General features: G+C 67.2%; 18 protein-coding genes. 10 read left to right on the top strand and 8 right to left on the bottom strand.

Going from position 1 to position 24,362, the window contains the following annotated elements:
• Window positions 1-55: 55 nt before the first annotated feature.
• The 8 genes from BLU38_RS01390 to BLU38_RS01355 are packed head-to-tail and all read left to right on the top strand — an operon-like array spanning window position 56 to window position 9,144.
• Window positions 56-1,612, top strand: coding sequence for an amidase family protein (locus BLU38_RS01390; RefSeq protein ID WP_091518687.1), 1,557 nt, complete (start codon window positions 56-58; stop codon window positions 1,610-1,612).
• Between the two features lie 26 nt (window positions 1,613-1,638).
• On the top strand, window positions 1,639-2,670 hold the full coding sequence (locus BLU38_RS01385; RefSeq protein ID WP_091518684.1) for an ABC transporter ATP-binding protein: 1,032 nt from the start codon (window positions 1,639-1,641) through the stop codon (window positions 2,668-2,670).
• Window positions 2,667-4,331: an ABC transporter substrate-binding protein gene (locus tag BLU38_RS01380; protein WP_091518669.1), complete on the top strand. Its 1,665-nt coding sequence runs from the start codon at window positions 2,667-2,669 to the stop codon at window positions 4,329-4,331. Before BLU38_RS01385 ends, BLU38_RS01380 begins: the two co-directional genes overlap by 4 nt.
• A 9-nt stretch (window positions 4,332-4,340) precedes the next feature.
• Window positions 4,341-5,285 carry an ABC transporter permease gene (locus BLU38_RS01375; RefSeq protein WP_091518667.1) on the top strand — a complete coding sequence of 315 codons (945 nt, stop codon included), beginning with the start codon at window positions 4,341-4,343 and terminating at the stop codon, window positions 5,283-5,285.
• The gene (locus BLU38_RS01370; protein WP_091518665.1) at window positions 5,282-6,268 is read left to right on the top strand and encodes an ABC transporter permease; all 987 of its coding nucleotides are present in this window, start codon (window positions 5,282-5,284) and stop codon (window positions 6,266-6,268) included. Before BLU38_RS01375 ends, BLU38_RS01370 begins: the two co-directional genes overlap by 4 nt.
• Before the next feature lie 14 nt (window positions 6,269-6,282).
• Complete coding sequence (locus BLU38_RS01365) at window positions 6,283-7,392, top strand: ABC transporter ATP-binding protein (protein ID WP_091518661.1); 1,110 nt, start codon at window positions 6,283-6,285, stop codon at window positions 7,390-7,392.
• 54 nt (window positions 7,393-7,446) lie between these two features.
• Window positions 7,447-7,644 (top strand): hypothetical protein, encoded by a 198-nt coding sequence (locus BLU38_RS01360; RefSeq protein ID WP_091518658.1) that lies wholly within the window; start codon window positions 7,447-7,449, stop codon window positions 7,642-7,644.
• A 27-nt stretch (window positions 7,645-7,671) separates the two neighbouring features.
• A complete protein-coding gene (locus BLU38_RS01355; RefSeq protein WP_091518654.1) occupies window positions 7,672-9,144 on the top strand; it encodes an amidase in 1,473 nt (490 codons plus the stop codon).
• A gap of 26 nt (window positions 9,145-9,170) precedes the next feature.
• Here the strand turns inward: BLU38_RS01355 and BLU38_RS01350 are convergent, their stop codons facing one another.
• From BLU38_RS01350 to BLU38_RS01340, 3 genes are all read right to left on the bottom strand, one after another.
• Entirely contained in the window at window positions 9,171-9,989 is an 819-nt protein-coding gene (locus tag BLU38_RS01350; RefSeq protein ID WP_172836043.1) for a GntR family transcriptional regulator, read from the bottom strand.
• A gap of 257 nt (window positions 9,990-10,246) precedes the next feature.
• Complete coding sequence (locus BLU38_RS01345; RefSeq protein WP_157683136.1) at window positions 10,247-11,914, bottom strand: hypothetical protein; 1,668 nt, start codon at window positions 11,912-11,914, stop codon at window positions 10,247-10,249.
• A gap of 278 nt (window positions 11,915-12,192) precedes the next feature.
• Entirely contained in the window at window positions 12,193-12,657 is a 465-nt protein-coding gene (locus tag BLU38_RS01340) for a DUF2505 domain-containing protein (protein WP_091518641.1), read from the bottom strand.
• Between the two features lie 271 nt (window positions 12,658-12,928).
• On the opposite strand from BLU38_RS01340, the gene BLU38_RS01335 reads away from it, so the two are divergent.
• On the top strand, window positions 12,929-17,803 hold the full coding sequence (locus BLU38_RS01335) for an NAD-glutamate dehydrogenase (protein ID WP_091518637.1): 4,875 nt from the start codon (window positions 12,929-12,931) through the stop codon (window positions 17,801-17,803).
• A gap of 50 nt (window positions 17,804-17,853) precedes the next feature.
• On the opposite strand, the gene BLU38_RS01330 is transcribed toward BLU38_RS01335, so the two are convergent.
• The 4 genes from BLU38_RS01330 to BLU38_RS01315 form a co-directional block, all read right to left on the bottom strand.
• Window positions 17,854-18,435, bottom strand: coding sequence for a winged helix-turn-helix domain-containing protein (locus BLU38_RS01330; protein WP_091518632.1), 582 nt, complete (start codon window positions 18,433-18,435; stop codon window positions 17,854-17,856).
• Between the two features lie 130 nt (window positions 18,436-18,565).
• Entirely contained in the window at window positions 18,566-20,200 is a 1,635-nt protein-coding gene (locus BLU38_RS01325) for a copper resistance CopC/CopD family protein (protein ID WP_172836042.1), read from the bottom strand.
• Between the two features lie 48 nt (window positions 20,201-20,248).
• Window positions 20,249-20,950: a YcnI family protein gene (locus tag BLU38_RS01320; protein WP_091518622.1), complete on the bottom strand. Its 702-nt coding sequence runs from the start codon at window positions 20,948-20,950 to the stop codon at window positions 20,249-20,251.
• Window positions 20,947-21,594: a DUF5134 domain-containing protein gene (locus tag BLU38_RS01315; protein WP_157683135.1), complete on the bottom strand. Its 648-nt coding sequence runs from the start codon at window positions 21,592-21,594 to the stop codon at window positions 20,947-20,949. Before BLU38_RS01315 ends, BLU38_RS01320 begins: the two co-directional genes overlap by 4 nt.
• Before the next feature lie 115 nt (window positions 21,595-21,709).
• Here BLU38_RS01315 and BLU38_RS01310 point away from each other — a divergent pair, with 115 nt between their 5' ends.
• The gene (locus BLU38_RS01310; RefSeq protein WP_091518617.1) at window positions 21,710-22,555 is read left to right on the top strand and encodes a PHP domain-containing protein; all 846 of its coding nucleotides are present in this window, start codon (window positions 21,710-21,712) and stop codon (window positions 22,553-22,555) included.
• Between the two features lie 94 nt (window positions 22,556-22,649).
• Here BLU38_RS01310 and BLU38_RS01305 read toward each other — a convergent pair whose 3' ends face one another.
• Window positions 22,650-24,170 carry a DEAD/DEAH box helicase gene (locus tag BLU38_RS01305; protein WP_407939724.1) on the bottom strand — a complete coding sequence of 507 codons (1,521 nt, stop codon included), beginning with the start codon at window positions 24,168-24,170 and terminating at the stop codon, window positions 22,650-22,652.
• Between the last annotated feature and the right edge of the window lie 192 nt (window positions 24,171-24,362).

Genomic DNA, 24,362 nt, shown 5'->3' with positions numbered 1-24,362 from the left:
GACGTAACACGACCTGGCCAAGGTGTGGGCATCCCAACTCCCGAAGAAGGATGCCATGTATCGCACTCCGTCCGCGGCCGACGTCAGCGAGGTGGCCGAGCGTCTCGGCATCACGCTGACCAGCGATGAGGCCGCCGTCTACCAACGCCAGTTGGCGATCATGATCGCCGACTTCGACGAGTTCCTGACCGAACGCAGCGCCGGCCGGCCGCCCCGCTACCCGGGCAACCGGGACGTCGGCTATCGACCGACCGCCGCAGAGGATCCCTACGGCGCCTGGATGTGGAAGTGCTCGATCCCCGGCGCGCCGACCGGCCTGCTGGCCGGCAAAACCGTCGGCTACAAGGACCACATCGCCGTCGCCGGGCTGCCGCTCACCTTCGGCGCCGCGGCGATGGAGGGCCACATCGCCGACTTCGACGCCACCATCGTCAGTCGGGCCCTGGAGCAGGGTGCCGAGATCATCGGCAAGAACGTGATGAACGGACTGGCCGGCGGATTCGGCTTCGGCGGCGGCTACGGCGACTACGGCCGACCGCTCAATCCGCACAACACCGAGCACTTGACCGGTGGATCGTCGTCGGGGTCAGCCGCCGCCCTGGCCGCCGGCGAGGTCGACATCAGCTACGGCGGCGACCAGGGCGGCTCGATCAGGATCCCGGCATCCTGGTCCGGGATCGTCGGCCTGAAGCCCACCTTCGGCCTGGTTTCCCATTTCGGCATCAGCTTCGGTTCCGACCAGAGCATCGACTACACCGGGCCGATGACCCGGACCGTCGCTGACTGTGCAGTGGCACTCGAAGCGGTTGCGGGCTATGACGGCCTGGACCCCCGGCAGACCAAGGATGTGCCCGACGTCTACGACGCGACCAGCAACCTGGACGACGGCGTCGAGGGACTGCGGATCGGCATCCTGACCGAAGGATTCGCCCGGGCCACCCCGCAGGTCAGCGCATCGGTGCACGCCGCCGTCGAGGTGCTCGCCGGACTGGGCGCCAAGATCAGCGAGATCTCGATCCCCGAGCATCAGACGATCTCGCTGGCCCAGAAGGCACTCAGCGCCGAAGCAGCGCTGGCGATCCGCGGCACCGGCATCTTCGGAGCCTTCACCCGAACCTTCTATCCCGAGGACACGATCAGCGCGATCACCCGGATCTGGCAACACCACAACGATCAGCTCGACCCGCGCGGCGCGCTCACCCTGCTGGCCGGCGAGTACAGCCGCCGCTACTTCAGCGGCCGGCTCTACGCCCGTGCCCAGAATGTCCGGCCGACCTACATCGGTGCCTACGATCGGGCACTGGCCGAGGTCGATCTGTTGATCATGCCGACCACCCCGACCCAGGCGCCCGCGTTCGAACCGATCCCGGACCGCCTGGAGGCGCTGGAATTCGCCCTGCACGGCGCGACCATGTGGGACGCCACCGTGAACACCCAGCCGTTCGACTTCACCGGCCATCCCGCGCTGTCGGTACCCGGCGAAAAGCAGAACGGCCTGCCCGTCGGGGTCCAGCTGGTCGGGCCCCGCTTTGCCGACGATCTGCTGCTCCGGGCCGGTCAGGCCTACGCACAGGCCGTCGACTTCGACGACATCGTCGCCGTCGCCAGTTGATCGACTCCTGCAACCGGAGGTACGCCATGGCAGCTACGTCGGTCGCGACCGTCGCGACCCATGATCATCAGCCGACAACCGCCGATCGGACCGAATCCTCGGTCCTCGCCGTCACCGATCTGACCACCGAGTTCCGCACCCGCCGTGGACCTGTCCGCGCCGTCAACGGCATCTCCTTCGACGTCGCCCGTCGCGGTGTGCTGGCGGTGATCGGGGAGTCCGGCAGCGGGAAGAGTGCGATGCTCCGCTCGCTGATCGGGATCAATCCGCCGAGCACGGCGATCACCGGCCGGATCTCCTTGCAGGGCAAGGATCTGCTGTCGCTGCCGGCCAAGCAGCGCCGCCGGATCCGGGGCCGCGACATCGCCATGGTGTTCCAGGATCCGCTGACCGCACTGGATCCGGTCTACACGATCGGCCGGCAACTCACCGAGACGGTCGGCAAACAACAGCCCGAGCTGACTCGCGAGCAGACCCGCCGCCGGGCACTGGAGCTACTGGAGTTGGTGCAGATCCCGTCGGCGTCCACCCGACTGAAGGCCTACCCCAACGAGCTGTCCGGAGGTATGCGGCAACGGGTGGTGATCGCGATGGCGATCGCCGGCCGACCTCAGGTACTGCTTGCCGACGAACCGACCACCGCGCTGGACGTCACCGTCCAGGCAAAGATGATGCGGCTCTTCGGCGAGATCCAGGCCGAGATCGGGATGGCGATGATCGTGGTCACCCACGATCTCGGCGTTGCCGCCGAACTGGCTGACGACGTCGCGGTGATGTACGCCGGTCGATTCGTCGAGCAGGGCAGTGCGGTCGACGTGCTGAGCAGACCGCGGCATCCGTACACCGAAGGGTTGATCGAGGCTAATGTCCGCGCCGGTCAGGGGAACCGACCACTGGCCATCCCCGGAACACCGCCCAGCCTGACCCGGCTGCCACCGGGCTGCGCGTTCGCACCGCGGTGTCGGTACGCCGTCGGCGCCTGCTGGGAGGGGGCGGCACCGATCAACGGGACGGTGCAGCACTGGAGCCGGTGTCTGTTGGCAGACGGTGCCGCATGACGGGCGGCGACCGGCTCACGGATTCGGGTCGCGGGACGACGCAGGCGCGGTTCGGACGTCGATCCGCGCTCGCCGGGCTGGCCGTACTGCCTGCCGTCGGAGCAGCAACCACCGGCTGCGGCCCCGGCGTCGGCTCGACAGCTGCCGCGGCGGACGAGCCCGGGATACTCAAGATCGCCATGACGGCTGGCAACATCCCGTTCCCGTCCACCCCGCCGAACCAGGGCTACGAGGGATACCGGTTCGTCGGCAACAACCTCTACGACGGGCTGACCCGGCTGAATCTCGAGCAGGACAAGACGATCCCGACACCGCACCCGTCCCTGGCCAGCTCCTGGACCCGGGAGAACAATGATCAACTCTGGACCTTCACGCTGCGCCGCGACGTCCGCTTCCACGACGGCCAGCCGTTCGACGCTGACGCAGTGGTCTTCCAGTTCAATCGGCTCAAGGACGACAGTTTCGCCTACTACGACGAGACCTCGGCGGCCAATGCTTCGGCCTTGTTCCGCTATGTGAAGAGCTGGCGGAAGGTCGACCGGTACACCTTCCAGATCACCACCACCCAGCCGTACGCGCTGCTGCTGTGGGATCTGACCAGCATCTATTTCCCGAGCCCGGCCGTGGTGAAAAGGGTCGGCAACGAGGACTACAACCAGCACGCCGTCGGCACCGGGCCGTTCACCATGACCCGCTACGTCGACGGTGAGGTGATGGAGCTCACCCGCAACCCCGACTACTGGGCCGGACCGGCCAAGCTGCGCAAGATCATTCTGTATCCGCAGCCGGAGCCGGCGTCGCGGCTGGCGATGTTGCAGTCCGGAGAGGTCAACTGGGCCGAGGTGCCCGACCCGGACTCGCTGAGCATGCTGAAGAACGACGGCTTCGTGATCACCATGGGCAAGTATCCGCACGGGATCATGCCGCGGCTGAATCTCTTCCGGGAACCCTTCAAGGGCAACCTGAAGCTTCGGCAGGCGCTCAACTATGCCATCGACCGGGACGGTACCGCCGCGTTGATCAACGACACCGGTTATCCCGCCCGACAGTACGTCTACCCGGGACATCCCGCCTACGCCGAGGGCGTCGGCTTCGACTACGACGTCGCCAAGGCCCGGCAGTTGCTCGCCGATTCCGGACACCGGCCGGGCGAACTGCAGCTGACCATGGCCTATCCGACCGGTGGTTCGGGGAACATGTACCCCAGCGTCATGATGCAGAAGCTGCAGGCCGACTTCGCCGCGATCGGTGTGGACCTGGCGCTGATGCCACTGGAGTGGACCACGATCATCTCGATCGGCCTGGAGCGGCTCAATTCACCCCAGTGGAAGGACATCGACATCCTCTGGGCGTCACCGGCGGCGGGGATGATGCCGACCGGCTACAGCTCGACCTTCCTGTCCAGGACACCGGCCGGCCAACCCAACGCCACCGGGCTGGACGATGCCGCGGTCGACCGGTCCCTCGGGCGGGCGATCAAGCAGCCCGAGGTCGCCGATCAGAACCGCTATCTGCAGGCCATGATGCGCGAGGCCACCGAGCAGGCGGAGTTCCTGTTCTGGATGCACGATCTGAACCTGCGCGTGATGAGCACCGGCGTCACAGGCTACGTCCAGGTCCAGTCCTGGTGGGTCGACTTCACCCTGATCTCGGTCGAATAGGAGACCTCCGTGATACGCATCATCCTGCGCCGGATCGGACTGGCGATCCCGATCCTGCTCGGCGTCTCGATCATCGTCTTCCTCCTGATGCAGGTGCTTCCCGGCAGCCAGGAGTCGCAGCTGCTGTCGGAAGACTCCTCGGACTCAGAACGCGCGGCCATCCGTGCGCGGCTCGGCCTGGACCAGCCGCTGCCGATCCGCTACCTGCACTGGCTCGTCCAAGCCCTGCACGGCGATCTCGGCTATTCCCTGGTCCGCCGTCGCGACGTCACCGATCTGCTCGCCCAGGCTTGGGGGAACACCGCGGTGCTGGCGCTGGTATCGGCGGTCTTCGGCATCGCGCTCGGGTTGCTGCTCGGCTACATCGCCGGCACCCGGCGCGGCAAGCTGACCGACCGGGTCGTCGGTGTGGTCAGCCTTTCCGGCCTGAGCATCCCGTCCTTCTTCCTGGCGATCGTGCTGCTGGCGATCTTCGCCAGCTGGCTGCGGCTGCTGCCGTCCGGTGGCGCCACTTTCGACGCCGGCCCTGCCGTGGCACTACGCAGTCTGGTGTTGCCGGTGCTGTCCGGTTCCTTGATCACGATGGCGATCACCGCCCGGGTCACTCGTGCGGCGATCGTCAACGTGTTCGGCGAGGATTTTGTCGAAACCCTGCGGGCCAAGGGATTGAGCGAGTGGGAGGTCCGTCGGCACGTGCTGCGCAACGCGATCTCCCCGGTGCTCACGACGTCCGGTGTACAGATCGGAGCCCTGATCGGCGGTTCGGTGCTGGTGGAGACGATCTTCCGCTGGCCCGGCATGGGGTTGCTGATCTTCAACGCGATCAGTTCCCGCGACCTGATCGTCGTCCAAGGGGCCACGTTGACGATCGCACTCACCTTCGTCCTGATCAACCTTGCGGTCGATCTGGCCCAGGCGGCGATCGATCCCCGGGTGAGGGGAGCAGTGGCATGACCGACAGCACCGTCGATGTGATCATCGAACGCCCGCTGCCGAGGCTGCTGCCTGACGACTTCGGGTCCGGCCGGACGGATGCCGAGCGGGGCACTGCCGCGGCCCGGCGTGCGGACTGGAACGCCGAGCAGGACGGTGTCGCCGGCCAGTCGTTCTGGCGGGAGACCGGACGCCGGTTCGCCGAGAACCGAACCGGCATGGTGGCCGCGATCATCGTGCTGCTGTTGATCATCAGTGCGGTGTTCGCGCCGCTGCTCAGTCCGTACGATCCGCTGGTCGGGGTGCCGCGTCACCGCCTGGCCGGCTTCGGCTCGCCCGGCCACCTGCTCGGCACCGACGAGCAGGGCCGGGACATGGTCGCCCGGATCCTCTACGGCGGTCGGCTGTCGCTACTGGCCGGATTCCTGCCGACCGTTGCCGCGGCCGTGATCGGGACCACGATCGGCGTCACCGCCGGAATGGTCGGCGGCGTCGTGCAGACCGTGCTGATGCGGGTGATGGACATGCTGTACGCGTTCCCGGCGATCCTGCTGGCCATTGCCGTCGGCGCATCGCTCGGGCCCGGCCTGACCAACACCATCATCGCCGTCACGATCGTCTATGTGCCGCCGGTCGCCAGGGTGGCCGAGTCGGCGACCCGTCGGGTGATCTCCGCCGAATTCATCGAGGCGGCCCGGCTGAGTGGCGCCGGCCGGTTCCGGATCGCCCGCACCCAGATCCTGCCCAACGTGTTGAACGACATCATCGTGTATGCCTCCGGCCTGGTCGGGGTCGCGATGATCATCGCTGCCAGTCTGAGCTTCCTCGGTCTCGGCTCCGCACCGCCGGCACCGGAGTGGGGCTACATGCTGAACAGCCTCCGTGGCGCGCTCTACGACACGCCGCTGGTCGCCATCCTGCCCGGCTTCATGATCTTCCTCACCTCGGTGGCCTTCAACCTGGCCAGCGATGCGTTGCGGGAAGCCATGGACAGCCGACTGTGAGAGAGGAGTTGATCATGACGATCAGCAATCACCCGACCGACACGGTCTCGGACGACCGCCGCGCCCGCCGGGTCGACGAGCACAACCTGCTGGAGCTGCTCGGGGTGTCCAAGGAGTTCACCGTCCGCACTGCGGACACCGGCCGGGCGAGACTGTCCGCCGTCGACGGGGTGTCCCTCACGGTCCGCTCCGGCCGCACTCTCGGCGTGGTCGGCGAGTCCGGCTGCGGGAAGTCCACGTTGGCCCGCGTCATCGTCGGGCTGCACCGCGCTGCCGGCGGCGAGATGATCTTCGACGGCGCACAGGTTGCGGTCTCGTCTCCGCACCGGAAGGCGAGCAACCGGATGCAGATGGTCTTCCAGGACCCGTCCTCGGCGCTGAACCCGCGGATCACCATCGGCGACTCGATCGCGTTCCCGTTACGGGTGCAGCGCTGGACCCGTAGGGACACCGAACGTCGGGTGACCGAGGTGATCAAGGATGTCGGTCTGCCGCCGGCGTATGCCAACAGCTACCCGCATCAGCTCAGCGGGGGCCAACGGCAGCGGGTCAACATCGCCCGTGCACTGGCCGTGAAACCGTCCCTGATCGTGCTTGACGAGGCTGTGTCCGCGCTCGACAAATCGATCCAGGCGCAGGTGCTGAATCTGCTGACCGACCTGCAGGACGAGTACGGGCTGACCTACGTGTTCATCAGCCACGACCTCAATGTCGTGGAGTACATCAGTGACGACGTCCTGGTGATGTACCTCGGCCAAGCCGTCGAACAGGCGCCCGCCGCAGCGCTCTACGCCGAGCCCCTGCATCCGTACACCCAACTGCTGTTGTCCTCGATCCCCGAACTCGACCCGACCAGAAGCAGTCGCCGGCAACCACTCGACCTGCAGCAGGCGAGGGAGAAGGGCGACGGCGAGTTACCCAGCCCGATCGACCCGCCGACCGGCTGCCGCTTCCGGACCCGGTGCCCGTTTGCGATGGACATCTGTGCGCAACGCCGCCCGCAGCCGGTCGAGTCCCGACCGGGGCATCAGGTCGCCTGCCATCTCTATGCGTCCCAGGCGAGCAACGACAAGGCAACGCCGCAGTCCCTCGAGGAGGCCGTCGGCAAAGTGCGTTCCGGCTGACCGCAGCGGCGTTTCAGCACCTCCCATCCATTTCCGATAGCAAAGGAAGATCTGATGACTGTCAGCACCAGTGAGCAGCAGGTGACCGGCCTGCTCGACGCCGCGCACCTGAGCGTCAGCGCCGAGGAGAAGGCGCAGATGATCAAGGACTATCCGACGATCCGTGCCGGGGCCGACGCGCTCTATCTGCCCGAACTGGAATTCGTCGAGCCGGCGACCCGGTTCGACCCCGCCGGCTACTACAACTCCTGACCGTTCGCGAAACGAGGACTGCCCATCATGACCGACACCCGGACTCCGCCGACGGAGTTGACCAGCACGATCGACAACACCGCCGGACCCGCCTTCTCGACCAGCTTGACGATCGCCGATGCCGGCACGGCGCTGCGTTCGGGCGAGCTGACCTCCTCCCATCTGACGCGGGCCATCCTGGACCGCGCGATCGCCCTGAACGACGCACTCGGTGCCTATGTCGTGATCACCGAGGAGGCCGCCATGGAACAGGCTGCTGCCGCGGATGCGGACTTCGCCGCCGGCGTCGATCATGGACCACTGCAGGGGATCCCGCTGGCGATCAAGGACATCATCGCGATGACGGGTGCACCCACCACGGCCAACAGCCGGGTGCTCGCCGCCGACTGGGGCGACGACGCCGATGCGCCGGTGACCGCCCGCCTGCGCGCTGCCGGCGCCGTGTTCGTCGGCAAGTCGACGACCAGCGAATTCGCCCTCGGGCTGCCCGATCCGGACAACGGCTTCCCGATCCCGCGCAATCCCTGGAACGTCGCGCACACCCCGGCGGGATCGAGCTCGGGCACCGGCGTCGCAACGGCGGCCCAACTGGCCCTCGGCGGCCTCGGCACCGACACCGGCGGCTCGGTTCGCGGACCCGCATCCGTCAACGGACACACCGGACTGAAGGTGACCTTCGGCCGAGTCCCGAAGAACGGCGTCGTCCCGCTCGGTTTCAGCCTGGACAGCGTCGGACCGATGGCTCGCAGCGCGATGGACTGCGCGCTACTGCTGGAGGTGATGGCCGGCTACGACGGCGGCGATCCGAATGCAGCGCACGTCGCGGTGCCGGCCTACTCCGAACTGATCTCCTCAGGAGTGGACGAGCTGCGGATCGCGTTGCCGATGCCGTACTTCTTCGATCATGATGATCTTGATCCGGAGCAGCGAGCAGCCGTGTTGACCGCGGTCGACCAGTTGGTCGGTCTGGGCGCCAGCAGTGAGCAGGTCGTGCTGGAACATGCGGCGGAGGCCAAGGAGGCCAATCACCTGATCCTGGTTGCCGAGGCCTACGCCTATCACCGCAACAACCTGGTGCATCGTTGGCAGGACTACGGCCGCTTCACCCGGCCGTCGCTGGCCCGCGGCGCGTTCTACACCGCAGCCGACTATGCGCAGGCAAGCCGGTTCCGAAGCTACTGGTCCGCGCAGGTCGCCCGGCTGCTCAGTGATCACGACGTGATCATCACGCCCTCGGCGCCCACACCGGCCGAGCGAGCTGACGAGATGGACGCCAGCAGCCGGCTCGCCAAGCCGAGTTACACCGGCCACTGGAACCTGTCCGGCCTGCCTGCCGTTGCCGTGCCGGTCGGGCTCAGTTCGACCGGCCTGCCGCTGTCGATGCAGGTGATCGGCAAGCCGTTCGCCGAGGCGACGGTGCTACGGGTTGCGCACGCTCTGCAGCAGATCACCGATCACCACCTGCTGGTACCTCCGACCGGTCAGTTGCTCGTCGGCTGAGCAGCCACCGCTCGGCGATCCGCCGATCAGATCGACGGATCGCCGTAACGCACGGTCGCGCCGGCAGGGGAGGACGCCCGGGCCGGCGCGGCCGATGACTTCATCACGTGGGTGAAGACGAGATGGTCGGCTCGAGCGTGGCTGATACTGAATTCGAGGGGCGTCCCGTCCACCGCCCGCAGCACCCGGCTGGTGTCCAGCAGCGCAAAACCGACCGGCACCCGCAGCAGGTCGGCGGTCAACGCGTCGGCATTCGAGCAGCTGATCTCCAGGTCGGTGTCTCCGACCGGTTGACCGATGATCTGACTGATCAGTTCGTAGGGCGACCGGTGGAGATCGATGTGAGGGTCATCCAGGATCACGCTGAACGGTTCGGCCGGCAGAAACGCGGTGCGTACGCTCACCGGATAACCGTCCAGTGTCGTCAGCGATTCCATGATCACCACCGAGGAGTCGACCGGCACCGCAAGCTTGTCGGCAGTGAACGCGGTACATGTCTGTGGGCTGACTGCCCGACAACGGATCGCGATCCGGGGTGCGACGGAGTTGACGTCCTGAGCCAGATCGCGAGACTCGTCCACCGGATGAAGGATCGGACCTGGTGCGAGGACGAAGGTGCCCGCGCCGCGGACGCGCTCGATCAGTCCCTGCTCTCGCAGGAGGTGCAGGACCTCGCGGATCACTCCGCGACTGACCCCGAACTTTTTGATCAAGGTGTCCTCGCTCGGGATCGCGTCCCGGCTGCCGGTGCGGAGCACCTCCATCCGGAGCAGGTCGGTGACCCATTGGACCGACTGGACGCGTTCGTGACCGCGAGGTCGACCTGCGGAGGTCGAAGGAGGCATCTGATCACCGCCGGGGTTGAGAGAACGAACGGGATCCCTCGACGCCATCGTCACAGGTGACCTCATTCTAAGCCTCGATCCACCGATGTGCCGCTACTGCGCGACCCCATCCGGGCACAGCGGCGGCGTTGCCGCCGCTCAACGGTCAACCAGACCGCCCTCGCGGCGGCACCTCGCCGATGCACCCGTCTGGTGCCGCTCGCTACGCGGCACATCGGCGGATCAAGGCTAAAGTTGCTCGACGCGGCAAGCCACAGTCAGGTACGGGTTGTGGGCGCGGCGGCGTGCCAGATGTGTTGGGCGAATTGTCCACAACCGAAGTCGTGGCTGCCGGTCTGGTCGACCAGGAACACTCTGCCATCGCGCGGCGCCCGGAACAGGAAGGTTCCGGGCTCGGGTTGTCGCCGCCGCCAGTGACCGTGGGTGATCACATTGTGTTCCCGCCGACCGTCGGGGCAGAGGTTGTCCTCTCTCGTTTGTGCCGGTCGTCCGGGCGTGTAGGGGATGGTGTGATCAAGATCGAGATGGCGTCCGTCGGCTCCGGAGAAGGGGAATCTGCTGGTCGGGTATTTGAGGAACATCCGTTCCCGCATCGCCCGCGGGACCTCATACGCATCGCAGGGTGTCATGTCGACGTTGAGGTCGATGACGGGTTTGAGGGTGATGTTGCAGTGGCCGAGCCAGTCGGCGACCAGGCTGGAGATCATCGGGCCGATGTCTTCGACCCTGGTCACGCCGAGGCCGGCTCGCAACGTCTCCTGTGCAATGTGCACATACAAGGTCGCGTCGGGGCGGAACTTCGCCGGGTCGATCTGGCCGATCGCCGCGATCGCGAGCTCTGCCAAATGCCGGTGTTGATCAACACGCGGGAACCGGTTCGACTGGCCGCCGCCGTCCTGGGGATCCGGTGCCGGCTCATCGTCGGGCTGGTCCTGTTCGGCGTTTGCGTCGTGGGTCGGCGCCGCCGGCTCGGATGCCGTCGGATCGGTTGTCTCGGTGTCGGCGTCGTGGCTTGTCGCCTTGGGGAACAGGGAGTCGTCGTCCGGGTCGGGGTCGAAGAGGGTTGGTGCGGTGTCTTCGGCGATCATCCGGACCGCATCGAGCGGGTTGGCGAGCACGTCGATGGCGGCGGCCATTCGTTCGTTCTTGCTGCCTGGATGTCCGCGGCGGGCGAGGATGTCGGCGATCCGGCTGACCTGGGCGTAGAACCGGATCCCGGCGGGTGTCTTGGTCAGGATGTAGATGCCTTTGATGCCGTGCTCGTTGCTTTGATTCATGAAGACGCCGACATCGTGGGCTGCTTGGTCGGCGAGCTTCTTCACATTCTCGGCATCGACCCGGATGATCGTGGCGTCGAGTTGGGCCAGCAGTTTGTTCCAGGACCAGCGTCCGACCATCGGAGCGATCGACCGGTCGACTTCCAGAGCTTGCTCGAGTGTGAGGTGTCGAGACTGGCGGGCGATGGTTTGACAGTCGAGGGCGTCGACCTCGTTGTTGCAGAGTCGCTGCCATAGGTGCGGGAGGCGGTGGCGCAGATCGAGGGCGTCGGCGATGATCCGTTCGGCTGTGCCGGTGGACTTGTGCATGGTCGCGGCGAGGCCGGTGACGCAGAACCGGGTGAACTCGGGCGTCCCGTCGCCGCCGGGTCGGATGGGACGGTCGCCGCCGGGGATGGCCAGTTGGTAGGCCGTGATGCTGTCGGCAGGGAAACGGTCAGCCCAGGCGGCTGCGAGGCGGAGATTGCTGTTCGAGGTGGCGCGGGCCAGCCAGTGGAAGGCTGTCACCTGGTGGAGAAGTTGGTCGGTGGCCAGGCAGGACGGATCGACACCCGCCGCCCCGAGGGCCGTGTTCATCAGCCCGCTGCCATCGATCATGTGACCAACATTAAACGGGGGCACTGACAGTTCTTGGGCTGCGGATTTCAAGCCAGTAAAGGATTCGGCGCGCTTGATGCAGTAGCGCGTCCGTCTCGGGTGTGACTACGGCCCTTCGGCTGGCTCAGGGATCTTGAGCGAACCCGAACCGACGAATTGGCGGGCCCGAGACACCGACTGCGTAGCCGGTAAGCGGCCGGTGGTCCTCGATATCGTGAACAGGGCCCTGCGCGCGGGCTGCAACCTGTCGACAACCTCGATCCGGCGGCATAGCTTCCCACCACCCGGGCGTTCTGGACGATGCCGTGGACGCCCGGGCAGACGAGAAATCAGGCGCTGAGGTAGTCGGCTCCGAGCTTCTCCTGGGTCCGGAAGCCGGCCAGCACGGCCGGTGCAGCGGCCTCCTCGAGCTTCTTGCCGAGCAGCGGCACGTTCACCTTCAGCAGGCCGGTCAAGGTGAGCGTGCTGCCCGCGCCGTCGGCGATCAACTCGTACTTGCCGTTGAAGTTGACCGGCTGGCCGGGCACCTTCATGGTCACTGTGCCGGTCCGGCCGCTGCCGCTCTCGGCCCAGCTGATGTCCTCCACGACGGTCAGTGTCTCGCCGGTGAACGGACGGGCGGCATCGGGGGAGGGCAGGTCGCGGCTGGTCTTCACCGACGAACCGTCGACGATCACGTCGTAGGAGGTGGCGTGGGTCTCCTGGCAGACCTTCTCCAGGAAGTCCTTGTCGGTGAGCATGGCGTACACCTGCTCGGGGGCAGCAGCGAACTCGGCACGGGAATCGATATCCATGCCCCCATCATGACGTACCGAGGCCAACGAACGGTGACGCGCAATGACGAGCCCACAGCATGACGTGCCGACACAATAACGTCGAGGGGGAGAAACACCGGCGATGCTGCCGCCAACGCTTCGGCGAGGGGCTAGTGTCGGGACCAGGACGCACAACGATGTGCGTCCGCCTACACAGCCCACCGGCTCACTGCGGGCGATCCTCGCAACAGCCGAACCGGTCGGTCACGAATGCCGGCCGGGTGGGGATCGACAAGGATGGTTTCCCAGATTGCGCGCCACCGAAGCAGACATCGAACGAGAGAAGCTGGCCAAGATCAAGTCGGTCGCTGCCAAGGGTGCAGCTATCGCCCGGCGATTCGGCCACGAACCCGAACGGGTCAAGGAGTTTCTCGGGCATTACTTCCGGCACGTTGACGCCGACGACGTCGGTATCCGTACCGAATCCGACTTGCTGGGGCTGGTCGTCAGTCACTTCCGGCTGGCCCAGGAACGCCCCGCCGACCGGGCGGTGGTCTCGGTCTTCACCCCGATGCGGGACACCGATCAGTGGAGTGTGAACGGCGCGACCGTGGTCCAGATCGTCACCGACGATCAACCCTTCCTGGTCGACTCGGTCACCATGGAGGTGATCCGTCAGGGCTGGAACATCCGGGAGGTCTTCCATCCTCAGTTCCTGGTCCGTCGCGATCTGGCCGGCCATCTGCAGACCATCGTCCGCAGTTCCGAGGCCGGCGCCCCCAATGTCATCGGCGAGTCCTGGATGCATCTGGAGATCACGCCACCTGCGGACCCGTCCGACAGCGCCGACGAGGATCTCGCCGCCGGCCTGCGGGAGGTGTTGGGCAGTGTTGCCGAAGCGGTCGCCGACTGGGAGAAGATGCGGGCGGCCGCCGGAGCTGCGGCGGCCGATCTGCGGCCCGCGCCGACAACGCGGGACGAGGACGTCGACACCGCACGGGATCTGTTGGAATGGCTGACCCGGGACAACTTCACCTTCCTCGGCTATCGCGAGTTCACCGTCACCGAGCATCGCGATGATCATGAACCGGAACACGTCTCGTACACCATGAGCCCGGTACCGGGCACCGGGCTCGGCATCCTGCGATCGGATCAGGCCGCCGAACAGTCCTTCGCCGCGGTGCCGCTGCCCGGTCCGGTGACGCCACGGATGATGGTGATCACCAAGGACGACGTCAAGGCCAAGGTTCATCGGCCGAGCTATCTGGACTATCTCGGTGTCCGCAGCTTCGACGCCGACGGGCGGGTGATCGGGGAACGCCGGTTTGTCGGCCTGTTCGCCTCGACCGCCTACACCGACTCGGTGATCCACATTCCGGTGCTGCGGCAACGGGCCGACGCGGTGCTGCGCTGGTCCGGTTATGACGCCAGCAGCCACGGGGCCAAGGCGATGCTGGACGTGTTGAACGGCTATCCCCGCGACGAGCTCTTCCAGGCCTCGGTCGCCGAACTGGCGCCGGTCGTGGAACGCATCTCCCGGCTGAAGGAGCGCCGACAGGTCAGGGTGTTCGCTCGTCGCGACTCCTACGGCCGTTACCTCTCCTGCCTGGTCTATTTCCCTCGCGATCGCTACACCACACAGGTCCGGGTCCGGATGGAACAGGTGCTGTTGACCGAGCTCGGTGGCGATGCGGTCGACTACACCACCCAGGTCTCGGAATCGGTGCTGGCTCGGCTGCACTTCGTGGTCCGGATGCCCGAGGGGCAGCCGCTGGCCGAGATCGACGTTCCCGAACTCGAGAGCAAGCTGACCGCGGCCACCCGGTCCTGGGACGACGATCTTGCCGAACAGGTCGTCGGACACGAGCACGCTGACCAACTGCTGCGGATGGCGCGCAAACTCCCCGAAGGCTACAAGGAGGACTTCACCCCCAAGCAGGTGATCAAGGACCTGGAAGCCTTTGCCGGGCTGCGTGATGCCTCGGATATGGCGATGGCGATGTATCGGCCGGATCACCCGGACGATCAGGCCGATCTGCGACTGAAGATCTTCCGCGGCGCGGATCCGATGACGTTGTCCACGGTGCTGCCGCATCTGTCGCTGCTGGGCGTGGATGTGGTCGACGAACACCCGTACGAGTTGTCGTCCGGTGAGCGCACGGCCCATGTCTACGAGTTCGGCTTCCGGGTGAACGGCGGTCGATCGGCGGTCGAGAAGCGCTGGACCCCGGAAGCCCGACAGCTGTTCATGGACGCGTTCCGTGCCTCCTACACGGGTCGGGCGGAGGCGGATCCGTACAACTCCCTGGTGATGGGAGCCGACCTCGGGTGGCGCGATGTCAGCCTGTTGCGGGCGATCGGACACTATCTGCGTCAGGGCGGCGCGAGCTACAGCCAGACCTACATCGCCCAGGCACTGACCGCCAACGTGGAGATCAGCCGCCAGCTGGTGGCCATGTTCGCCGCCAAGTTCGACCCCGATCTGGGGCTTGACCTGGAGACGCGCAAGGCCCGGGTCGACGAGATCGTCACCGCCGTCCGATCGGCCCTGGACGACGTCGCCAGTCTTGATCATGACCGGATCATCCGGTCCTACCTGGCCGTGATCAATGCCTGCGTCCGGACCAACTTCTACATCGACGATCCGCAGTCGATCGCGCTGAAACTCCTGCCCCGCAAGATGCCTGAGCTCCCCGAACCGCGCCCGGCGTACGAGATCTACGTCTACGCTCCGCGGGTGGAAGGCGTCCATCTGCGCTTCGGTGCGGTGGCCCGTGGTGGGTTGCGTTGGTCGGACCGGTCGGAGGACTTCCGGACCGAGGTGCTCGGCCTGGTGAAGGCGCAGATGGTGAAGAACACCGTGATCGTGCCGGTCGGGGCCAAGGGCGGCTTCTACTGCAAGCGGCTGCCCGATCCGAGCACCGACCGGGACGGCTGGCAGGCCGAAGGTATCGCCTGCTACAAGCTGTTCGTCGGGAGCCTGCTGGACATCACCGACAACATCGTCCGCGGCGAGCTGGTGACACCCGACCGGGTGCTGCGCTACGACGACGAGGACGCCTATCTCGTGGTGGCCGCCGACAAGGGCACCGCGAGTTTCTCCGACATCGCCAATCAGGTGGCGATCGATCGGGGCTTCTGGCTCGGCGACGCGTTCGCCTCCGGCGGCTCGGCCGGCTATGACCACAAGGGCATGGGGATCACCGCCCGCGGCGCCTGGGAATCGGTCAAACGCCACTTCCGCGAGCTCGGCCTGGACACCCAGTCCGAAGACTTCACAGCGGTCGGCGTCGGCGACATGAGCGGTGACGTCTTCGGCAACGGAATGCTGCTCAGCAAGCACATCAAGCTGGTTGCCGCCTTCGATCATCGCCACGTCTTCATCGACCCCCATCCCGACCCGGGGGTCGGCTGGGTCGAACGCAAGCGGCTGTTCGACCTACCGCGTTCCAGCTGGGCCGACTACGACAAATCCTTGATCTCCGACGGAGGCGGGATCTTCGCCCGGCATCTGAAGGCGATCAAGATCACCGACGAGATGCGCGAGGTGCTCGGGATCGCTCCCGATGTCACCAAACTGTCCCCGGCGGAGATGATCAGCACGATCCTGACCGCACCGGTCGACCTGCTGTGGAACGGCGGTGTCGGCACCTACGTCAAGTCGTCCCGGGAGACCAACGCCGAGGTCGGCGACAAGGCAGGAGACTACGTCCGGGTGAACGGGTCAGACCTCCGCGCGCGGGCGGTCGGCGAGGGTGGCAATCTGGGCTTCACCCAGCTCGGCCGGATCGAGTATGCCGAGACCGGCGGCAAGATCAACACCGACTTCATCGACAACTCGGCCGGGGTGGACACCTCCGACCATGAGGTGAACATCAAGATCCTGCTCGCCCCGGAGGTCGCCGACGGCCGGCTCGCCGAGGAGCAACGTGACGAGCTGTTGGCCGCGATGACCGACGAGGTCGCCGAACTGGTGCTGGCCAACAACGATCTGCAGAATCTGGCGCTGGCCAACGCGGAGTTCCAGTCCGGCTCGATGGCCGGCGTGCACGAGGACTGGATGGAGCGGCTTGCCGAGCAGCGGTTGCTGGATCGTGAGCTGGAGTTCCTGCCCAGCTCGACGGAGATGGCCGAGCGGCGCAGCGCCGGCGGAGGTCTGACCACACCGGAGCTGTCGGTGCTGTTGGCCTACACCAAGATCGTCCTCGAGCGGGAGGTGCTGGCCAGCGATCTGCCCGACGACGATGATCTTCATCATCTGTTGGTCGACTACTTCCCCCATCAGCTGCGTGAACAGTATGCGGCGCAGATGCCGAGGCACCGACTGCATCGCGAGATCATCGCCACCGCGGCGGTGAACCAATTCGTCAACCAGTCGGGGATCACCTGTTTCCATCGGCTGTCCGCCGAGACCGGTGGCACACCGGCAGAGCTGATCCGGGCACAGATCGTCGCGCGAGCGGTCTTCGGTGCCGAGGATCTGGAGACCCGGATCCGCGGGCTTGATCATCAGGTCGACGCCTCGGTCCAGACCCGGCTGCGGTTGGAGGTCCGGACCCTGGTCGAGCGGGTGACCCGCTGGCTGATGATCAACCGTCGCCCACCGCTGGACATCTCGGCCGTCATCGGCCAGCTGGCCGACGGCGTCCGGCGGGTGGTCGCGGCGTTGCCTCGGGTGCTGTCCGGTAGGGACGCCGAGGCCTATGACCGGCGGCGTACCCGATTCGAGATGGACGGCGTCGACTCCGCCCTTGCCGCGGCGGTCGCGATCCTGCCACACGCCTACGCCGGACTGACGGTCGTCCAGACCGCAGCCCGGACCGGGATCGATCCGGTCCGGGTGGCCGACGTGCACTTCACCGCCGGCCAACTGCTGGGGCTGGACCGCCTGCTGAACAAGATCATCGAGCTGCCCCGCAGCGACCGGTGGCAGACGATGGCCAGAGCGGCGTTGCGGGACGATCTGCACACGGTGCATGCCCAGCTGACCGCGGAGATGCTCGATCTGGGGGACGGGCAGACACCGGCCGCCGATCTGGTCGAACGCTGGCAGTCCTCACTGGGCTCCGGTGGCGGTGAACGCGCGATCGCCACCATCGCCGAGATCTGCAAGGCAGAACCGGACCTGGCCCGGATGTCGGTCGGTCTGCGGACGGTCAGGTCGTTGCTGGACACCAGCGGGTGATGATCGGCCGGCTGCCCGGTGACGGTTGGCCGGGGTGATGGTGGGTCGGATCAGGGAGTGTCGTCGGCCCTCGGGTCAGGCTGTGGCATCACGAACAGCGACAGTCGGAGGCTGGAGGTGCCGTCGGCCGGCTCTCGTCGCGAGTCGAGGTAGGGCAGCAGCAGCTGGTCGACCTGCTGTTGGAAGTTGTCGATCTCGTCCTCCGTCATGCGGACGGTGGCCGATGTCGCCCCACTGGATCGCAACTGTGCCCCGCTCATGCTGCCCAGGTCCTCGGACACCCAGCCGATGACGCGCTGCAGGTTCTGTTCGATCATGGTCCGGTAGAGCGACCGGCCGGCGCGAAGTCCGGGCTCGTCGAGGTCGGCGGGGATACTGATCAACATCCCGGACCCGGGAGCAGTCCAGCGGTCGCCGTTCCGGTCGGCGAGCCCTGCCGCCAGCAGCCGCTTCAGGGTCGCCTCGACGAGACCGTTATCGAGCTCGACGTTGCTCGCCAGCTCGGATGCTGCCACCGGTCCGGTGCGTTGCAGTGCGTCGAAGACCCGCAGCCCTGCCGGTTCGGCCAAGGCCTGCAGCTGGTCCGAGCGGGACACGATGACGTCTCCCGCTGCGTTCAACTCGACGCCCATGTCGTTTCCCTCCGGCCGGTGTTCACGCTCGAACGATAGCGGTGGACCCGCTCTGATCCGCGTTGCGAGCGCGGCAGGATCGTCAGCCGGACGCGGCTCGATTGTGGTCGATGATGCTCGTGATCTTGGTCTACCAAACCCGGTAGTCGGCCGCGACGACGTAACTGGGGCCGTGCCGCGGTCGGGCGGTCACCTGCAGCTGCCACACACCGGGCAGTGGTGCGACGGCGTCGGTGCTCCGCCAACCGTCTCGGGTGCGCGTGAAGTGGACGTCGATCGCCGAGACTCCGGCGTCGGCGGAGGACAGCCGGCCGGTCAACTGCTGCAACCGAACAGGGCGGCCCGAGGCGTCGGAGACCCCGACCGCGATGGTCTGCGGTCCACGCCGGGTCGAGTCGATCCGGACCTGCAGCCGGTCATCGGCCATCGGACGACTGACGACGATCGGCGGACCGTAGCTGCTGATCGCCGGCGCGGTCGAGCTCAGGGCGGTGGCGACCCCGAGCACTCCGATCATGATCGACAACTCGATGACGAAGGTCACGGCCGCCCGTGGTAGGCCGGCCGACGATGTGACCGAGCGACGGTTCAGCAGCGCCGCGGCCAGGGTCAGCGCGACCAGACCGAGCTTGATCAACAACAGCACGCCGTAGCGGGTACCCCAGAGTGCTTCGATCGGTTGCACCTGTCGCCAGCCCAGCAGCTCGCCGGAGATGACCAGCACCGCGACGCAGCCGAACGCGAACGGTGACCAGAGCTGCAGCGCGCGACCGGCGACCCGTGGCGTCGTCATCCGCGGCCTGATCATGAGCACCAGCACCACCATGCCACCGAGCCAGCAGCAGAATGCGGCCAGATGCAGGACGGTAGCGGCCAGCGCCACCACCCGCATCGTGCCCACCGCTGCGTGTCCGTGAGCGGCCACCAGGAGGAGCAGGCCACTGGCCAGCACCGCCCAACCGATCGCGAGGCCCCTGGCTCGGCGGTGATCCCGCACCGATCCGAGCAGACCGAGCCCCAACGGGATCAATGCGGCGCTAGCCAGGATTCTGGCCTGGAGCAGCCTGCCGGGCAGACTGTCGGCGACCGTCCGCAGATCGTCGGCCGCGAACGGCGACGCTCCTGCACCGCCGCTGAGCTCGACCGCGGAACCGGCCAACTCCACCACCGCGCCGAGCATGATCATCACCGAACCCGCGATGATCAGCATGCGCATCCATCGCGATCGCAGCGCCGTCCGCCAGATCAGCAGTCCGACCGCCAGCGCACCGATCGCCGTGACCAGACCGGCGTAGCCGAGCCCGGATCCGATCCCGGCGATCACCGCCGGCCCGGTCCGCGTCGGCCCGTCGGAGGCGTTCGCCGCACCCGAACCGTTCGAGCCGGCAGGTTCGCCGACGCCGAACCGGAGGGACCCGGTCACCACATGGCTGTCGGCCGAGATCACCCGCCAGCTGACCAGATACCGCGCCTTCGCCTCTGCCTGGCCACCGCGCAGTCCGATGATCACGGTCCGGCCGTTGTCAGTGGTGCGTACGGTGCCGTTGTCGACCCGTCGACCGTCGGCGTCGAGCACCCGGCCGGCATCGGCGGTGGCCCCGACCGATTCGTCGAAACGCAGTGTGATCGTGGTCGGCAGTCGTTGCAGTCGGGCGCCGTCCCGCGGGCTGCTGTCCACCAGGACCGCATGCGCCGATGCCGGGGCCGCACCGGCGACCAGCAGCGTCGCGGCGAGCAGCAGGATCGGCCCGATCAGTCGCAGCAAGCGACACGGACCGGGGCGCGGGGTCGAGGACGGCAGCATGGACCGCGGTCAGGCGGAGCGTCGACTGCGCAGCAGTGCGGCCACCGCGATGATCACCGCGATCGCGGCCAGCACGGCACCGGTGGGCGCCAGCCATCCGGTGGAGCCGTCGGCGGCAGCGGAGTCCTGGCTGCCGGATTTGGTCGGCGGCGGGGCACTGGCGGTCGGGCTCGGCGCGGCTGCGGCGGGAAGCTCGATTGCCGGCGCCGGGTGCTCGGGTTCGGCGCCGCCACCGGTGGTGATCTCGTCCCAGGCGACGGTGCTGCCGTCGGAGTAGCGCTGGGTGGCGGGGAAGGCGAGCTGAGCCTTCTCCGGCAGCGGTCCGGCGGAGATGCTGAACAGGCCGAACTCACCGGGCTTCAGACCGTTCTTGTCCGAGTCGGCCTTCCAGGTCACCGAGGACACGTAGCTGGTGAGGGTGCCGTCATCGGTCTCGATCGGCTTGTCCAGCTTCTGTTCCTTCCTGGTCGCGGTCCAGCCCGGCACCGGCTGGACCGACACCGAGGCCAGCGGTGTGTCCTCCGGCAACGTGACCGTCAGCCCGACCGTCGATGCCGTGTCGGACTCGGTCGGCACCCGGAACGTCAACACCCCGTAGCCGCCTTGCGCGGCGTCGGTGCTGCTCACCCGGACGTGGGCCGCTGCGGTCGGCATCATCAGCAGACCGAGCAGTGCAGCCAGCAGGACTGCCGTCGCGGAACGACGAATCATGTCTTCACCACCAAGAAGGTCAGGGCCATCCCGAACGCCATCAGCGCGTCGGTCAGATGGCGGACGAGACGGCCGGTGTGTCCGGCCGCCGGATCACGTACGAAGATCAGGAAGCGGCCGAGATACCAGATCGCGGCGACCCCGAAGCCCATCCCGATCAAGATCATCCACGGATCCGCCCAGGGATGCGATCCGGGAACGGCCGGGCCGCTCCCGGAATGTTCGTGCCCGGACATTCCGGGCATGTCGGACATCCCGGGCATCGATCCGGATGCGCCGGCAGGGGTCGGCAACGGTGCCATGATCACCGCCATCCCGGCCATCGCCAGCATCATCAGGGCGTGATAGACCAGCCGCGGACGGCCGGCATGATGATCGCCCAGCCCGTCGGCGACGGTCGGCCGGAACAGCGCCAGATAGACGTACCAGATCGCGAAGCCGCTGAAGACGATCAGCTGGGGGAGTGCGGGGACCTGCATCGACAGGCCGGACGGCATCAAGATCATCAGCACTGCCATCAGCAGGTGACTGGTGTCCAGGATGCGTTCGGGAAGAGTGCGCCCGAGCAGCAGCCGGACGCCGTACACGCCGCCGGTGATCACGAACACCACGACGATCACGATCGCTGCGGGACCGGTGACCACCAGGGACTCCTTCCCGGGACTGGCGATGAGGACTGCTCGAACCAGAAAGGATTCTACATATTGTAGAACCGGGTCGGTTGCCGACCCGGCCGATCGATCGGCGACAATGACGGCCATGACGATCGACCTGCACACCCATTCTGCCGTCAGCGACGGGACCGATACCCCCGCGGAGTTGGTCAGGCATGCCGCAGCGGCCGGCCTGAGCACCGTCGCGCTGACCGATCATGACACCTTCGACGGCCTGGACGAGGCCGCCGCGGAGGGGCAACGCAGCGGGATCCGGGTCGTCCGCGGGATGGAGCTCTCCTGCCAGAACAGCGGGATGAGCGTGCACCTGTTGATGTACGGCGGCGACGAGGCCTTCCCGGAGCTGCACCAGGAGATGGCCAAGGTCCGGGAAGGTCGGACCAACCGGCTCAGCCCGGTGCTGGCCAAGCTCGCCGAGCTGGGGGCGCCGGTGACCGAGGAGGCCGTGCTGGCCAAGGTCGGCGACAGCCCGTCCGTCGGGCGGCCGCACATCGCCGATGCGTTGGTCGAGGCCGGGCACGTCAAGGACCGCAAGGAAGCCTTCGACCGCTACCTCGCCGACGGCGGCCCGGCGCACGTCGAGCGGTACACCATCGACGTGGCCCGTGGGATCGACCTGGTCACCGCGGCCGGAGGTGTGCCGGTGATCGCGCACCCGTGGGCCCGCGGACGCGAGGCCGCGTTGCCGCCGGAGTATCTGGAGATGCTGGTGTCGGAGCACGGGTTGGTCGGTCTGGAGGTCGATCACCAGGATCACGACGACGACACCCGGAAGCGGCTGCGGACGTTGGTCGATCGGCTGGGCATCCTGGCGACCGGTTCCAGTGACTACCACGGCACCGGCAAAGTTGATCATGATCTCGGGGTGAACACGACCGCGCCCGAGGTGCTGGCCGAGATCCTCCGCCGGATCACTGCCCGACAGTCGTAGCCGAACCGCGTCCGGTAGCCGCATCGAGACGCAGATCGGGCCGCGAATCATGATCAGATTCGCGGCCCGTTCGATTCACGGCATTGCGCCGAGCTCAGTCCTGGCTGCTGGTGTCGCCGGCACCGGAGCGGCGGCGGCGACGTCGACGCCGTGGCTTGTCGGCCGGCGCGGAGGTGTCTGCTGCGGCCTCGGCGGTCGGCTGCGCCGAACTGCCCTCGGACTGGTCACCGGTCACCGGAACGCCGTTGCGCATCCGGACCCGGTTGCGGTTGCGCTTGGGCCGGCTGCGTTCCCGCTTGCGCTCGACACCATGATCGGGTTCCTTGGCCGGGACCAGGCGTCCCTTGACGCCATGATCGATGCCGAGGTCGTGGAACAGGTGTTCGGAGGTGGAGTAGGTCTCCTGCGGCTCCTCGAACGGCAGTCCGAGAGTGTTGTTGATCACCTTCCAGCGGGTCAGATCGGCCCAGTCGACGAAGGTGATCGCAACGCCGGACGCGCCCGCACGACCGGTCCGACCGATCCGGTGCACGTAGGTCTTGTCGTCGTCCGGGCACTCGTAGTTGATCACGTGAGTGACGCCGGAGACGTCGATGCCGCGGGCCGCGACGTCGGTGGCGACCAGGGTGTCGACCTTGCCCTCCCGGAACCGCTTCAGCGCCTTCTCCCGCAGCACCTGCGACAGGTCGCCGTGGATGGCCGCGGCGGAGAAGCCGCGATCGACAAGATCATCGGCGACCCGCTGGGCGGACCGCTTGGTCCGGCAGAAGATCATCACCCGGTCGCGGGACTCGGCCTGCAGGATGCGGGCCACCACCTCGGGCTTGTCCAGATCGTGCGCCTGGTAGACGAACTGCGCCGTCGTCGGCACCGTCGACTCCTCGCCGGCGGACTCGGCGCGGATGTTCAGCGGATGCCGCAGATGGCGGCGGGCCAGCGACACGATGGCGGTCGGCATGGTCGCCGAGAACAGCATCGTCTGCCGCAGTTCCGGGGTCTTGGCCAGGATCCGTTCGACATCGGGCAGGAAGCCGAGGTCCAGCATCTCGTCGGCCTCGTCCAGCACCAGCACCTTGATGTGGGCGAGGTTCAGCTTGCCACGGTCGGCCAGGTCGAGGAGTCGGCCCGGAGTGCCCACCACGACGTCGATGCCGGCCTCCAGGGCGGCCAGTTGCTCCTCGTACGGGGTGCCGCCGTAGATCGTCAGCACCCGGGCCTTGCGCCGGGTCGAGGCGACCTGCAGGTCCTTGCCGACCTGGCTGGCCAGTTCGCGGGTCGGCGTCACGACAAGCGCCTGCGGCGCACCCTGTTCGGCCAGGAACTCGTAGTCCGGGTCGGTCGGGACGACGATCCGCTGCAGCAGGGTGGTGCCGAAGGCGAGCGTTTTGCCGGTGCCGGTCCGCGCCTGGCCGATCAGATCGGCGCCGGTCAGGGCGACCGGGATCGCCATCTGCTGGATCGGGAACGGATGCACGATCCCGACGTCGCTCAGCGCGCCGGCGATGTCGGGCAGGATCCCCAGATCGGCGAAGGTCGGCTGTGCCGGCGCCTGCTCGGTGCCTTCGGTCGGCGTGTCGACGTCGGCGGACTCGGTGTTGATGCTGTCGGTAGTCAGGATCTTGCCTTCTCACATTCGGCTGTGGGTCATAAGCTCTCGGCGCGTACCGGGCAGTTCGTCGGACCTGACGGCGGCCGTTGCGGCGCGCGCCGGGCACGAGCGCCGGGTGGCCGACGGTGCCTACGCACTGCACACGAACGGCCGACGCGCCCGGTCTGAGAAGGCGCGCCTGTACGCGTACCGTCCGGA

Source organism: Microlunatus soli (assembly GCF_900105385.1).
GTDB classification, from domain to species: domain Bacteria; phylum Actinomycetota; class Actinomycetes; order Propionibacteriales; family Propionibacteriaceae; genus Microlunatus; species Microlunatus soli.
This window is presented reverse-complemented; position numbering and strand designations above follow the sequence as displayed.

Coding starts and splice junctions, on each gene's coding strand:
- BLU38_RS01320 (WP_091518622.1), bottom strand. CDS start 20,950: ATGATTCGTCGTTCCGCGACGGCAGTCCTGCTGGCTGCACTGCTCGGT.
- BLU38_RS01350 (WP_172836043.1), bottom strand. CDS start 9,989: ATGCCTCCTTCGACCTCCGCAGGTCGACCTCGCGGTCACGAACGCGTC.
- BLU38_RS01340 (WP_091518641.1), bottom strand. CDS start 12,657: ATGGATATCGATTCCCGTGCCGAGTTCGCTGCTGCCCCCGAGCAGGTG.
- BLU38_RS01365 (WP_091518661.1), top strand. CDS start 6,283: ATGACGATCAGCAATCACCCGACCGACACGGTCTCGGACGACCGCCGC.
- BLU38_RS01360 (WP_091518658.1), top strand. CDS start 7,447: ATGACTGTCAGCACCAGTGAGCAGCAGGTGACCGGCCTGCTCGACGCC.
- BLU38_RS01385 (WP_091518684.1), top strand. CDS start 1,639: ATGGCAGCTACGTCGGTCGCGACCGTCGCGACCCATGATCATCAGCCG.
- BLU38_RS01330 (WP_091518632.1), bottom strand. CDS start 18,435: ATGGGCGTCGAGTTGAACGCAGCGGGAGACGTCATCGTGTCCCGCTCG.
- BLU38_RS01310 (WP_091518617.1), top strand. CDS start 21,710: ATGACGATCGACCTGCACACCCATTCTGCCGTCAGCGACGGGACCGAT.
- BLU38_RS01390 (WP_091518687.1), top strand. CDS start 56: ATGTATCGCACTCCGTCCGCGGCCGACGTCAGCGAGGTGGCCGAGCGT.
- BLU38_RS01370 (WP_091518665.1), top strand. CDS start 5,282: ATGACCGACAGCACCGTCGATGTGATCATCGAACGCCCGCTGCCGAGG.
- BLU38_RS01380 (WP_091518669.1), top strand. CDS start 2,667: ATGACGGGCGGCGACCGGCTCACGGATTCGGGTCGCGGGACGACGCAG.
- BLU38_RS01355 (WP_091518654.1), top strand. CDS start 7,672: ATGACCGACACCCGGACTCCGCCGACGGAGTTGACCAGCACGATCGAC.